Origin of the sequence: Kluyvera ascorbata ATCC 33433, from assembly GCF_000735365.1 — a bacterium.
Classification (GTDB): domain Bacteria; phylum Pseudomonadota; class Gammaproteobacteria; order Enterobacterales; family Enterobacteriaceae; genus Kluyvera; species Kluyvera ascorbata.
The window spans coordinates 1-12,742 of the sequence record NZ_JMPL01000119.1 but is presented as its reverse complement, the minus strand read 5'-3'; the positions used below and the strand labels follow the sequence as shown (position 1 = coordinate 12,742).

Genomic DNA, 12,742 nt, shown 5'->3' with positions numbered 1-12,742 from the left:
TCAGGCTCAGCAGCGCGTTGGCTTTCGCCGCGTCTTTGGTCGCTTCACCAGTAACAATCAGCTTACCTTTCGGGTTAGTCAGCAGGCCGCAGGTCATGTCGTATTCACCCGGCTGCAGGTTGGCGGTCATCTTCTGGGTGAAGCCCGGCGCGATGTTCTCACGCTCTTCCACCACCATCACCCCTTTGAGGATCTCCCACTCCAACGCCTTCTGGCTGTGGTTCTGGATGATGAACTGGGTTTTACCCGCTTTCACGGTGATGGACATCGGTTCACACTGTTTGTCGTTTACCGTCACTTTAACCTGCGGAATATCGGCAGCCTGTGCCATAAACGCCGTAGAGAAGAGTGCTGCGATGCCCGTCTGCAACGCGCTGCGGCGGAAGTTCTTGGTCATGGTCCATCCCTTTCAATAAGTAGTTGTCACTAAACAGCCGTTATCTGCCTTATGGGGCGATACGTGATGTTGATGTAGCAGCGCGTGGCGGCCAGAAGAACAGCGCCAGTGCGGGAATCAGATACAGGAAATAGACCGCCACTTCGCTGACGCTCGGCGCTTCCTGATAACCAAAGATGCCTTCCAGCAGCGTGCCGAAAAGCGAATGCGTGGTCAGCGTACCGCTGAGGTCGAAGGCCACATCCTGGAACGCGTTCCACAGGCCCGCTTCATGGAAGGCGCGAATCGCCCCCGCCGCCAGCCCAGCCGCCACCAGAAGAATAAACAGGCTCGTCCAGCGGAAGAACACGCCGAGGTTGAGGCGAATACCGCCCCAGTAAAGCAGGAAACCCAGCACGATGGCTGTTGCCAGACCCAGGATAGCCCCCAGCGGCGGCCAGATGCCGAGATCCTGCTGGAATGCCGCCAGCAGGAAGAAGACCGACTCCAGCCCTTCACGTGCTACGGCGAAAAAGACCATCATGATCAGCGCCCAGCCGTGGTTATTGCCCTTTTGCAGCGCGTTATCCACCGCCTGCTCCAGCTGCTGCTTGACGTTGCGGGACACTTTACGCATCCAGAACACCATCCACGTCAGGATAACCACTGCCACCACGGCCACCAGCCCTTCAAACAGCTCCTGCTCTTTTTGCGGGAACTCGCCGGTCGTTTCGTTGATGAAAATGCCCAAACCTAAGCACAGCGCAGCGGCCAGAATCACGCCAATCCACATGACCCCAATCCAGCGATCGCGCTGCGTGCGCTTCAGATAGCTGGCAATCAGGCTGACAATCAGCGCAGCTTCCAGCCCTTCGCGCAGCATAATGAGAAAAGGAACAAACATGCGGACATCCTTAAATGTTTAACGCCGTCAACTTTTGCAAAGACAGGTAAATGTGAGTGATAGTGATTATCATTAAGCCAAAAATAAACACAAGCGAAATGTGAGGGAAATAATGACGAGATGTAAAAAAATAGCGCGAATATAGTTACGCTCGTTATCAGGTGCAAACATAAAAAAAGCCCGCAAAAATGCGGGCTTGAGAGAGTAGCCGGGTTTGTACCCGGAGGCGGCGCTATCGCACCTCGTCCGGGCTACTTAAGCGGGACGGCGGTGCGGAGTGATAATGCGCGTCCGCTTTGGCAAAGCGTTCCTGCATGCTTGCCGACGGCGCTTTATCCAGCAGGCTAAACAGGACAATACCGACGCTGCCAAAGATAAAGCCAGGAATGATTTCATACAGCCCCAGCCAGCCAAACTGTTTCCAGACGATCACGGTCACCGCACCGATAATCATCCCGGCCAGTGCGCCGTTGCGGGTCATACGTGACCACATCACCGAGAACAGCACCACCGGGCCAAACGCGGCGCCGAAGCCTGCCCACGCGTAGCTCACCAGACCCAGCACGCGGTTTTCCGGATTTGCCGCCAGCGCGATAGCCACCAGCGCCACCACCAGCACCATAAAGCGCCCTACCCATACCAGCTCTTTCTGGCTGGCGTTTTTACGCAGAAACGCTTTATACAAATCTTCGGTAATCGCACTTGAGCACACCAGCAGCTGACAGCTCAACGTTGACATCACCGCCGCCAGAATCGCTGACAGCAGGACTCCAGCAATCCACGGGTTAAACAGAATCTGCGCCAGCTCGATAAATACGCGCTCGGCGTTCTGGCTCACCGGCCCTGCCACCGACGGGTTGTTCTGGAAGTAGGCAATCCCGAAGAAGCCCACGGCAACCGCCCCGGCCAGACACAGGATCATCCAGGTCATACTAATACGGCGTGCGTGCACAATGCTGTGGTGGGAGTCGGCGGCCATAAAGCGCGCCAGAATGTGCGGCTGGCCGAAGTAGCCCAGGCCCCAGCCCATTAGCGATACGATAGCAACGAAGTTCAGCCCTTTGAGCATATCGACGTTCTCAATGCTCTTCTGTTTGATAACCTCCAGCGAGTCGCCCATGCCGCCGACCGCGAAGATAACAATCACCGGCGTGAGGATCAGCGCGAAAATCATCAGGCTGGCCTGCACGGTATCGGTCCAGCTCACCGCGAGGAAACCGCCGATAAAGGTGTAGAGGATGGTCGCTGCCGCTCCCGCCCACAGTGCGGTTTCATAGCTCATGCCAAAGGTGCTTTCAAACAGACGTGCACCGGCAACAATCCCGGAAGCGCAGTAGATGGTGAAGAACAGCAGGATAACCAGCGCGGAGATAATACGCAGCACGCGGCTATTATCTTCAAAACGCCCGGTGAAGTAGTCCGGCAGCGTTAAAGCGTTGTTGTTTGCCTCGGTGTGCACGCGCAAGCGCCCGGCCACCAGCTTCCAGTTGATCCACGCGCCAACGGTCAGGCCGATGGCGATCCAGCTTTCCGAGATACCGGAAATGAAGATGGCACCCGGCAGGCCCATCAGCAGCCAGCCGCTCATGTCAGAGGCTCCGGCGGAAAGCGCGGTCACGAACGGGCCCAGGCTGCGGCCGCCGAGGATATAGTCATCGAAATTTTTGGTGTTGCGCCATGCAAAGAAGCCAATAAGGATCATGCCAAAAATATAAACAACAAAGGTCACCAGCATCGGTGTACTAATAGTCATTAAATTCTCCAGAATTATGCGTCGGCAACATCCCAATTTGCCGTCTTTATCATTGCCGGAACGGGGCAATCATTTGAAGCGACCGTATCCTGACGGAAGCGGAATTAATTCACAAACGATTTAACACTGCATTTACATAGAATGCATTAGCCCGCTGATAGCATTTTCCTATAGGTTGCACTCCCTCACGCTTTTTACGGTTGCACCGCGAATAACTGTTAAGTGGCGCATAAAATCAGCTCGCAATACCCATTTCTCAGGCTGCTTTCCATAAGTTTTACCATTAACAATTAACTCATTTTTAAGCCTGCAACGGACGTCACATTTAACACGGTTGCACAAAGTTGCAACATGATGGATATTCCTGTTACGCAATTACTATGACAACCGAGCAACAGGAGTAGATGGCATGGGCACCACCACCATGGGGGTTAAGCTGGATGACGCAACGCGTGAGCGCATTAAGAGTGCGGCGACACGTATCGACCGCCCCCCTCACTGGCTCATAAAGCAGGCAATTTTTAACTATCTGGAAAAGCTCGAAAACGATGAAGTCCTGCCGGAGCTGCCTGCGCTGCTGTCGGGTGCCGCGAACGAGAGTGATGAATCTGCCCAGCCGGCGGAAGAAATCCACCAGCCGTTCCTCGAATTCGCCGAGCAGATCCTGCCGCAATCCGTGACCCGTGCGGCGATTACCGCCGCCTGGCGCCGCAGCGAAACCGACGCCGTGCCAATGCTGATGGAGCAGGCCCGCTTGCCGCAGCCGATTGCCGAACAGGCGCATCAGTTGGCCTGGAAACTGGCGGAAAAACTGCGCAACCAGAAAACCGCCAGCGGCCGCGCCGGGATGGTACAGAGCCTGTTGCAGGAATTCTCCCTCTCCTCTCAGGAAGGCGTGGCGCTGATGTGCCTCGCGGAAGCGCTGCTGCGTATTCCTGACAAAGCCACCCGCGATGCCCTTATCCGCGACAAAATCAGCAACGGTAACTGGCAGTCGCACATTGGCCGCAGCCCGTCGCTGTTCGTCAACGCCGCCACCTGGGGGCTGCTGTTTACCGGCAAACTGGTCTCTACCCACAACGAAACCAGCCTGTCGCGCTCGCTGAACCGCATTATCGGTAAGAGCGGTGAGCCGCTGGTGCGTAAAGGCGTGGACATGGCGATGCGCCTGATGGGCGAACAGTTCGTGACCGGTGAAACCATCGCCGAAGCGCTGGCCAACGCCCGTAAGCTCGAAGAAAAAGGCTTCCGCTACTCCTACGATATGCTCGGTGAAGCCGCGCTGACGGCCGCCGATGCGCAGGCCTATATGGTCTCCTATCAGCAGGCGATTCACGCCATTGGTAAAGCGTCCAACGGGCGCGGCATTTATGAAGGCCCGGGGATCTCCATCAAACTCTCCGCCCTGCACCCGCGCTACAGCCGTGCCCAGTATGACCGCGTGATGGACGAACTCTATCCGCGTCTGAAATCGCTGACCCTACTGGCGCGCCAGTACGATATCGGCATTAACATCGACGCCGAAGAGGCCGATCGTTTAGAGATCTCCCTCGATCTGCTAGAAAAACTGTGCTTTGAGCCAGAGCTGGCAGGCTGGAACGGCATTGGCTTCGTTATTCAGGCCTACCAGAAGCGCTGCCCGTTTGTTATCGACTACCTGATTGACCTCGCCACCCGCAGCCGTCGCCGCCTGATGATCCGTCTGGTGAAAGGCGCCTACTGGGATAGCGAAATTAAACGTGCGCAGATGGACGGCCTAGAAGGTTATCCGGTGTACACCCGCAAGGTGTACACCGACGTCTCTTATCTCGCCTGCGCGAAAAAACTGCTCGGCGTGCCGAACCTCATCTACCCGCAGTTTGCCACCCACAACGCCCACACTCTGGCAGCGATTTATCAACTGGCGGGCAATAACTACTATCCGGGTCAGTACGAGTTCCAGTGCCTGCACGGCATGGGCGAACCGCTGTACGAGCAGGTTGTCGGCAAAGTGGCGGAAGGCAAGCTAAACCGTCCATGCCGTATTTATGCACCGGTGGGCACTCACGAAACGCTACTGGCCTATCTGGTGCGTCGTCTGCTGGAAAACGGCGCTAACACCTCGTTCGTTAACCGTATCGCTGACAGCAGCCTGCCGCTGGACGAGCTGGTTGCCGACCCGGTGCTGGCGGTTGAGAAAATGGCGCTACAGGAAGGCGCGTCAGGTCTGCCGCATCCGAAGATCCCACTGCCGCGTGACCTCTACGGCAAGGGACGCGTCAACTCCGCCGGTCTGGATATCGCCAACGAACATCGCCTGGCTTCCCTCTCCTCGTCGCTGCTCAATAGCGCGCTGCATAAGTGGACGGCGAAGCCGATGCTGGAGCATCCGGTTGCCGACGGCGATATGGTGTCGGTGATTAACCCGGCTGAACCGAAAGACGTGGTGGGCTATGTCCGAGAAGCGACGTCCAGCGAAGTGGAACAGGCGCTGGAAAGCGCGGTGAACAACGCGCCAATCTGGTTCGCCACTCCGCCGCAGGAACGTGCCGCAATTCTGGAACGCGCCGCGGTGCTGATGGAAGATCAGATGCAGCCGCTGATGGGGATTCTGGTGCGTGAAGCCGGGAAAACCTTCAGCAACGCCATTGCCGAAGTGCGTGAAGCGGTCGACTTCCTGCACTACTACGCCGGTCAGGTTCGTGACGATTTCGATAACGAAACTCACCGTCCGCTAGGCCCGGTGGTCTGTATCAGCCCGTGGAACTTCCCGCTGGCTATCTTTATGGGTCAGGTGGCCGCCGCCCTTGCCGCCGGTAACAGCGTGCTGGCCAAACCGGCCGAGCAGACCCCGCTGATTGCCGCTCAGGGGATCGCCCTGCTGCTGGAAGCGGGCGTACCGGCAGGCGTGGTGCAGTTGCTGCCAGGACGTGGCGAGACCGTCGGTGCACAGCTGACCGGTGATGCCCGCGTGCGCGGCGTGATGTTTACCGGTTCTACCGATGTTGCCACCCTGCTGCAACGCAATATTGCCACCCGTCTCGACGCTCAGGGCCGCCCGACGCCGCTGGTGGCGGAAACCGGCGGCATGAACGCGATGATCGTTGACTCCTCCGCGCTCACCGAGCAGGTGGTGGTTGACGTGGTAGCCTCGGCCTTCGATAGCGCGGGACAGCGTTGCTCGGCGCTGCGCGTGCTCTGCCTGCAAGACGATATCGCCGACCACACGCTGACCATGCTACGCGGCGCGATGGCGGAATGCCGGATGGGCAACCCGGGCCGTCTGACCACCGATATCGGGCCTGTTATCGATGCTGAAGCGAAAGCCGGTATTGAGAACCATATCCAGACCATGCGCGCCAAAGGCCGTACCGTATTCCAGGCCGCGCGTGAAAATGCCGAGGACAGCCGCGAGTGGCAAACCGGTACCTTTATTCCGCCAACGTTGATTGAGCTCGAGAGCTTCGACGAGCTGAAAAAAGAGGTCTTCGGTCCGGTGCTGCACGTGGTGCGCTACAGCCGTAATCAGCTGGATTCATTGGTTGAACAGATCAATGCCTCCGGCTACGGTCTGACCCTCGGTGTGCATACCCGTATTGATGAAACTATCGCTCAGGTTACCGGCAGCGCGAAAGTCGGCAACCTGTACGTTAACCGTAATATGGTGGGCGCGGTCGTTGGCGTGCAGCCGTTCGGCGGTGAAGGTCTCTCCGGCACCGGTCCGAAAGCGGGTGGCCCGATGTACCTGTACCGCCTGCTGGCGAGCCGTCCAGAAACGGCGCTGGCGAAAACGCTGGCGCGTCAGGATGCGGGTCAGGTGGTTGATACTCAGCTCAAAACGCTGCTGGAAAAACCGCTCACCGAGCTGCAAAGCTGGATGGCCGGTCGTCCGGATCTGCTGGCGCAGAGCAAGCTGTATAGCGAGCTGGCGCAGGCCGGTACTCAGCGCGTGCTGCCAGGGCCAACCGGCGAGCGCAACACCTGGACGCTGGTGCCGCGCGAGCGCGTACTATGCGTGGCCGATAACGAGTCGGACCTGCTGACGCAGCTGTCGGCGGTGATGGCGGTCGGCAGCGAAGTGCTGTGGCAGGATGCGCCGCTGCAGCGTGAACTGGTGAAATCCTTGCCGAAAGCGGTGAGCGAGCGTATCCACTTCGCGAAACCGGAAACGCTGATGAACGCCTTCTTCGATGCGGTGATTTACCACGGTGATTCTGACCAGCTGCGCGAACTCTGCGAACAGGTGGCGGCGCGCGACGGAGCAATTGTTTCGGTGCAGGGCTTTGCCCGCGGTGAAACCAATCTGCTGCTGGAGCGTCTGTACCATGAGCGTTCGCTCAGCGTGAACACCGCCGCAGCGGGCGGGAACGCCAGCTTGATGACGATTGGTTAAGAGGTTCAAACCCGGCGATTGCCGGGTTTTTTTATTTGTAGGCCGGATAAGGCGTTTACGCCGCCATCCGGCAATGTGCACATATCTTGCCTGATGGCGCTTCGCTTATCAGACCTACCTGGCTTGAGCGACCATTAAAAAACAGATTTCGTCGTCCACACCCGGCTACGCCAGCGCCGGTACATCAGCATCGCCCGCAGCCCTTCATCAATAATGTACGCCATCCAGACCCCAACCAGCCCCAGCCCGAACGAAATACCCAACAGGTAGGAAAACGGCAGGCTGACAATCCACATCACGATAATCCCGCAGATAAACGGAAAGCGAACGTCGCCGGTCGCGTTCAGGCTGCTGATGACGATGATATTGGTCGCGCGTCCCAGTTCGAGCAAAATCGACAGCATAAACAGTTTCTTAGTCAGGGCGATGATTTCCTGATTCGGGGTAAAGAGCTGCATAATCGGCTCGGCGAGCAGGTAAATAACCACGCTGATAGACAAGGCCACCGCCAGACCCAACCGCCAGCTTTTAATCCCCTGGCGGTACGCCGCATCAATTTCACGCGCGCCCACCGCACGGCCAATCATAATCTGTGAGGCCTGGCCGATAGACATGGCAAACAGCGCGACAAACTGGCTGATCGTTGAAGCGTAAACCTTGGTAGTTAGCGCTTCGGTGCCGAGAAAAGCGATAATCGCCGTCACCACCAGCTGCGAGCCCGCGTAAGAGAGGTTCTCCCCCGCCGACGGCAGCCCGTAGCGTAAAATGGCTCCCAGCATTTTGCGCGAGCACTGCTTCAGCTTCTGCCAGCGGAACACGTAGCCAATGTACTTTTTCAGCATCCACGCCGACATCAGCATACCCATAACGTTGGCGATACATACCGCAATACCCACGCCGGTCACCCCGAGGTCGAGAAAACTCAGCTTGCCGTAGAGAAACAGGTAGTTGAACACCACGTTGATCACGCTGACCGTGACAGGCACCAGCATCGCCTGACGAACATAGCCGTGGGTACGCAGAATGGGCAGAATAGACGAATAGAGGGCGATAACCACCGAAATGCCGCCGATGATGCGAATAAACGGCGAACCGACCACCACCAGCGCCTCGCTTAGCCCCAGCATACGCAAAAACGCATCGCCGAAAAGAATAAAGATAAGGCTCATCGCCACGCCGATAAGAAAAGCCACTACCAGCCCGTTGGTGATCACCCGCTCCACGCGCTTAAACCGCTGCGCACCAATCAGCTGCGCGACCACAATCTGCACGCCAACGGTCAAAAAGCCGTAGAAGATAACGGAAATGGCCAGAATCTGGTTAGCGACCCCGGTGGCAGCAACGGCCTCATCGGAATAGTGCCCCAGCATGAAAACGCTAACGTACCCCAGCATCAGCCGCAGCAGTTGCTCCACAAAAATGGGCCACGCCAGCGTAAAAAGCGTTAACCGAGGCTGAACGTTGGTGCCGGACATCACTGTCATTTCCCTTCCCTCTCTCCGTGCAAGTGCGCGATCATCAACCTTCTACACCAAAGACGTCCAGTCGATCGTTGCGCCACCTTTCAAATTCAGAAAAACGAGCGGTGGTTGGAGGAGATTCAGAGGTAAAATCGTGCTATATCCTGAGCCTAAGCGCCGTATGAATAATCTGGAGAGTCAACCGATGAAACGTCTCTTACCCGCCCTTGCCCTGCTGCTGAGCAGCGGTTATGCCCTGGCGGACGAGTGTGCCGATGCCACTACGCAGGCTGATTTAAACACCTGCTCCGCTGCGCAGTATCAGGCGGCAGATAAAAAGCTCAACCAAACCTGGCAGGACGTGCTGAAACGCGCAGAGCCCGCGCAGCGAGATTTACTGAAGAAAGCGCAGTCAGCGTGGATTGCGCTGCGCGATGCGGACTGTGCGTTTATCAGCTCCAGTAGCCATGGCGGCAGCGCGCAGCCGATGGTGAATAGCCAGTGCCTGACCGACAAAACTAACGAGCGCGAAGCGTTTCTCTCCTCGCTGTTACAGTGTGAAGAGGGCGACTTGAGCTGCCCTCTGCCGCCCGCCAGCTAACGGACGCGGATACCGTCGATGATGATGCGCTGGACGTTGTCGACGGTCTGCTGAAAGAAGGTTTCGTCGCGCAGGGTTTTCCCGGTCACCGCCTCCACCTGGGTGGCAAAATCAGCGTAATGCTGGGTCGTCGCCCAGATCATAAAGATCAGATGGTGCGGGTCGATAGGCGCGAGCTTGCCCGCACTCACCCACGCGGCAATGATGGCCGACTTCTCCACCACCAGCGCTTTCAGGTCGCCGGTCAGCTCATCCATCACCAGCGGCGCGCCCTGCAGCATCTCCAGACAGAACAGCTTCGAGGCCTGTGGGTAATCACGCGAGACCTCAAGCTTGAGACGGATGTACTCTTTAATTGCCACCAGCGGCGCCAGATCTTCCCGAAATGCCTTCAGCGGCGCCAGCCAGATATCGAGGATCTGCTGCATCACGGCCACGTAAAGCGCCTCTTTTGACGGGAAGTAGTAAAGCAGATTGGTTTTCGATACCCCGGCCAGCTCCGCCACTTGTTCAAGGCGCGTGCCGTGGATCCCGTATTGTGAAAAGGTATTCAGCGCGGCGGTAAGGATAGCCTGTTTCTTCGCACTGACAGCCTGCGAACGTTTGCCACCTTTTTTTACTGCATCCTGAGCCATGCGCCCTCTCCTTGTTATTTACGGCATCAATACCTATTTTGCGGGTTACGGCCATAAAAAGAAACCGCCGGATTATCCGGCGGTTAGGAGAGAGGCAGACAATTCACGCACCGCTAGCTGCCGCGGTGGCTACCATGGCTGTTTTTCCCGCCTTTTTTGCCCGCTTCCGAGGCGCGTTGGGGATCGTTCTTGAAGTTCCCGCCGCTGTGTTGGCCGCCCTTACGACCTGCTTCTGATGCTCTTTCACGGTCTTCGGCAAAATTGCCGGAACCGCCACGATGGTTTGCCATTACTGACCTCCGGTTGAGAGAACGACATAGTGCATTACGTAATTCAAAGCGCGTTCACCCGCCGTATTGCGCGGGTAGTAATAAGGTTAGCCGTCGCAGCGGCAGCGCAGGCGGATTGGTCACATTTTGTCATATCTAGCGCCCGTTTTTTCAAGGCGACGCCTCGCCCCATGCGTAATCGGCTCTTATGGTAGAGGAAAAACGGTCATAAAAAAGTGTGTCAGCCTACGTCAAAAGGCGCAGCGGCGGCAAAAAATCATGCCACCCAGGCGCGGATAAATTGCCGAATCGTTGCAGCGAATCCGTCATTTGCGACTATGCTTAAACATGCTTGTTAGGTAACCGACGAATTTGACACAGGAGAGTTAAGATGAGTGGAAATGCAAGTGTTCTGGTGCTCTATTATTCTATGTACGGACACATCGAAACGATGGCTAAAGCAGTAGCCGAAGGCGCAAATAAGGTCGACGGCGTTGACGTCACCATCAAGCGCGTACCAGAAACAATGCAGGCAGAAGCCTTTGCCAAAGCAGGCGGCAAAGCGCAGGCGGTTCCCGTCGCCACCCCACAAGAACTGGCTGATTACGACGCCATTATCTTCGGTACTCCTACCCGCTTCGGCAATATGGCCGGGCAAATGCGCACCTTCCTCGACCAGACCGGCGGCCTGTGGGCGTCCGGCGCGCTGTACGGCAAACTGGCCAGCGTCTTTAGCTCAACCGGTACCGGCGGCGGACAGGAGCAGACCATTACTTCAACGTGGACGACCCTCGCCCACCACGGTATGGTGATTGTGCCGATTGGTTACGCGGCTCAGGAACTGTTTGATGTTTCTCAGGTTCGCGGCGGCACGCCATATGGCGCAACCACTATCGCTGGCGGAGACGGTTCACGCCAGCCAAGCCAGGAAGAGCTGTCCATCGCCCGTTATCAGGGTGAATACGTGGCAGGCCTGGCCGTCAAAATGAAAGGCTAATGATTTAAGGGAGAAGCGATATGCCGACACAAGAAGGCAAGGCTCATCATATTGGTGAATGGGCCAGTCTGCGTAATACGTCGCCTGAAATCGCCGAAGCGATTTTTGAGCTGGCCAAATTTGATGAAAAAACGGCAGAGAAAATCTGGGAAGAAGGCAGCGATGCCGTTCTCGAACTGGCCTTCAGCAAAACCGATAAAGACGCGCTCTTCTGGGGCGAACAAACCATCGAACGTAAAAACGTGTGATGGGCTAAACCCGGCGTCGGCGTAAACGCCTCAGCCGGGCTACCACCCTCTGTCATTCGTAGCCCGGCCGAGCATCGCGACGCCGGGTTTGTTTTTTACACCGCCACCCGCCGCTGCCAGCGTTTTGCCACCCTTTCCAGCCCAAAACACAGCAGATAATAGACCACGCCGATAAAGACAAAGATCGCCGTCGGGTAGATCTGCACGCGGTTGTTGACCTGCCCCGCCACCGTGGTTAATTCTGGTACGTTGACGATAAACGCCAGCGAGGTGTCCTTCAGCAGGCTGATAAAAATCCCCACCAGCGAAGGCAGCACGTTGCGAAGGGTTTGAGGCAGCAAAATCAGCCGCAGGCTCTGCCCGGCGCTAAAACCCTGGGTCAACGCCGCTTCATACTGTCCGGTAGGCAGCGCGCGCAGCCCCGCCAGCACCGAGTGCATCACCATTGCTGCGGTAAACCACGCCAGCGCCAGCGTTACCGTCACCGCACCCGGCAGGTCGCTCCCGGTCAGCATTGGCAGCAGATACCACAGCCAGAAGATAACGAAAATCAGCGGAATCCCGCGTATTACCTCCGCCCACAGGTAAAGCAAGCGCCGGGTCAAACCAGAGAATCGCCACGCCGCGCAGGCCAGCAGAATGCCGCCCGGCAGCGCCAGCGCGCCGGCGCCTATCGCCATCATCAGCGTCAGCGCTACGCCACCGGGCTCGCCATCGGCCAGCCGTCCCCACAGCAGATAGTCGAGGTTGTCGTAAATTACCGCCAGATTAGCGTTCATTCACCGCACCTCCCGCCACGCTCGCCGCCGCCTTCCGCACGCGCTTAGGCTGCCCCACCGGTTTAGGTCCCAGACGGCTCAACAACAGCCCCAGCGCCATGCCGGTCAGCAGATAGAGGACGGTGCCCACCGCGAAAGCCTCCAGCGCATGCGCGTTGTAGCTTTCGATTTGCCGCACCTGGTAGGTCAGCTCAGCAAAACCAATGCCGCTCGCCAGCGACGAGAGCTTCATCAGGTTCAGATACTGCCCCACCACCGGCTGCCAGGCGTTAGCCAGCCCCTGCGGCAGCAAAATATGTCGCAGCAGTCCATAGGTCGAAAACCCCTGCGCCAGCGCCGCTTCGCGCT

At 57.5% G+C, this 12,742-nt stretch carries 11 protein-coding genes and 1 pseudogene; 4 read left to right on the top strand and 8 right to left on the bottom strand.

Features of this window, described 5'->3' with window-relative positions; genetic code table 11:
• The 3 genes from GKAS_RS19700 to putP form a co-directional block, all read right to left on the bottom strand.
• Positions 1 to 397, bottom strand: a 397-nt coding sequence (locus GKAS_RS19700) for a cupredoxin domain-containing protein (protein WP_035896691.1), incomplete at its 3' end; no start/stop codon positions are given.
• Positions 398 to 446: 49 nt separating this feature from the next.
• On the bottom strand, positions 447 to 1,280 hold the full coding sequence (gene efeU, locus GKAS_RS19695) for an iron uptake transporter permease EfeU (protein WP_035896689.1): 834 nt from the start codon (positions 1,278 to 1,280) through the stop codon (positions 447 to 449).
• 232 nt (positions 1,281 to 1,512) lie between these two features.
• Positions 1,513 to 3,033, bottom strand: coding sequence for a sodium/proline symporter PutP (gene putP / locus GKAS_RS19690; RefSeq protein ID WP_035896687.1), 1,521 nt, complete (start codon positions 3,031 to 3,033; stop codon positions 1,513 to 1,515).
• Positions 3,034 to 3,442: 409 nt separating this feature from the next.
• Between putP and putA the strand changes: the two genes are divergently transcribed.
• Positions 3,443 to 7,405, top strand: a complete 3,963-nt coding sequence (gene putA / locus GKAS_RS19685) for a trifunctional transcriptional regulator/proline dehydrogenase/L-glutamate gamma-semialdehyde dehydrogenase (protein ID WP_035896685.1) — start codon at positions 3,443 to 3,445, stop codon at positions 7,403 to 7,405.
• 134 nt (positions 7,406 to 7,539) lie between these two features.
• Here putA and GKAS_RS19680 read toward each other — a convergent pair whose 3' ends face one another.
• The gene (locus GKAS_RS19680; protein WP_246870752.1) at positions 7,540 to 8,889 is read right to left on the bottom strand and encodes an MATE family efflux transporter; all 1,350 of its coding nucleotides are present in this window, start codon (positions 8,887 to 8,889) and stop codon (positions 7,540 to 7,542) included.
• A 181-nt stretch (positions 8,890 to 9,070) separates the two neighbouring features.
• On the opposite strand from GKAS_RS19680, the gene GKAS_RS19675 reads away from it, so the two are divergent.
• The gene (locus tag GKAS_RS19675; protein WP_035896680.1) at positions 9,071 to 9,466 is read left to right on the top strand and encodes a lysozyme inhibitor LprI family protein; all 396 of its coding nucleotides are present in this window, start codon (positions 9,071 to 9,073) and stop codon (positions 9,464 to 9,466) included.
• Here the strand turns inward: GKAS_RS19675 and rutR are convergent.
• Complete coding sequence (gene rutR, locus GKAS_RS19670) at positions 9,463 to 10,101, bottom strand: HTH-type transcriptional regulator RutR (RefSeq protein ID WP_035896678.1); 639 nt, start codon at positions 10,099 to 10,101, stop codon at positions 9,463 to 9,465. The two genes, GKAS_RS19675 and rutR, sit on opposite strands and share 4 nt — an antisense overlap.
• A gap of 113 nt (positions 10,102 to 10,214) precedes the next feature.
• On the bottom strand, positions 10,215 to 10,391 hold the full coding sequence (locus GKAS_RS19665; RefSeq protein ID WP_035896676.1) for a con-10 family general stress protein: 177 nt from the start codon (positions 10,389 to 10,391) through the stop codon (positions 10,215 to 10,217).
• Positions 10,392 to 10,761: 370 nt separating this feature from the next.
• On the opposite strand from GKAS_RS19665, the gene wrbA reads away from it, so the two are divergent.
• Positions 10,762 to 11,367, top strand: a complete 606-nt coding sequence (gene wrbA / locus GKAS_RS19660) for an NAD(P)H:quinone oxidoreductase (RefSeq protein WP_035896674.1) — start codon at positions 10,762 to 10,764, stop codon at positions 11,365 to 11,367.
• Positions 11,368 to 11,387: 20 nt separating this feature from the next.
• Positions 11,388 to 11,615 carry a YccJ family protein gene (locus GKAS_RS19655; protein ID WP_035896671.1) on the top strand — a complete coding sequence of 76 codons (228 nt, stop codon included), beginning with the start codon at positions 11,388 to 11,390 and terminating at the stop codon, positions 11,613 to 11,615.
• Between the two features lie 95 nt (positions 11,616 to 11,710).
• On the opposite strand, the gene GKAS_RS19650 is transcribed toward GKAS_RS19655, so the two are convergent.
• A complete protein-coding gene (locus tag GKAS_RS19650) occupies positions 11,711 to 12,394 on the bottom strand; it encodes an amino acid ABC transporter permease (RefSeq protein ID WP_035896670.1) in 684 nt (227 codons plus the stop codon).
• Positions 12,384 to 12,742: pseudogene (locus GKAS_RS19645) on the bottom strand (ABC transporter permease subunit); the annotation flags it as partial. The pseudogene GKAS_RS19645 and the gene GKAS_RS19650, both read right to left, overlap by 11 nt.

Bases quoted from the DNA above. Each gene is read 5' to 3' on its own strand.
- efeU (WP_035896689.1), bottom strand. From the start codon at position 1,280: ATGTTTGTTCCTTTTCTCATTATGCTGCGCGAAGGGCTGGAAGCTGCG.
- putP (WP_035896687.1), bottom strand. From the start codon at position 3,033: ATGACTATTAGTACACCGATGCTGGTGACCTTTGTTGTTTATATTTTT.
- putA (WP_035896685.1), top strand. From the start codon at position 3,443: ATGGGCACCACCACCATGGGGGTTAAGCTGGATGACGCAACGCGTGAG.
- GKAS_RS19680 (WP_246870752.1), bottom strand. From the start codon at position 8,889: ATGACAGTGATGTCCGGCACCAACGTTCAGCCTCGGTTAACGCTTTTT.
- GKAS_RS19675 (WP_035896680.1), top strand. From the start codon at position 9,071: ATGAAACGTCTCTTACCCGCCCTTGCCCTGCTGCTGAGCAGCGGTTAT.
- rutR (WP_035896678.1), bottom strand. From the start codon at position 10,101: ATGGCTCAGGATGCAGTAAAAAAAGGTGGCAAACGTTCGCAGGCTGTC.
- GKAS_RS19665 (WP_035896676.1), bottom strand. From the start codon at position 10,391: ATGGCAAACCATCGTGGCGGTTCCGGCAATTTTGCCGAAGACCGTGAA.
- wrbA (WP_035896674.1), top strand. From the start codon at position 10,762: ATGAGTGGAAATGCAAGTGTTCTGGTGCTCTATTATTCTATGTACGGA.
- GKAS_RS19655 (WP_035896671.1), top strand. From the start codon at position 11,388: ATGCCGACACAAGAAGGCAAGGCTCATCATATTGGTGAATGGGCCAGT.
- GKAS_RS19650 (WP_035896670.1), bottom strand. From the start codon at position 12,394: ATGAACGCTAATCTGGCGGTAATTTACGACAACCTCGACTATCTGCTG.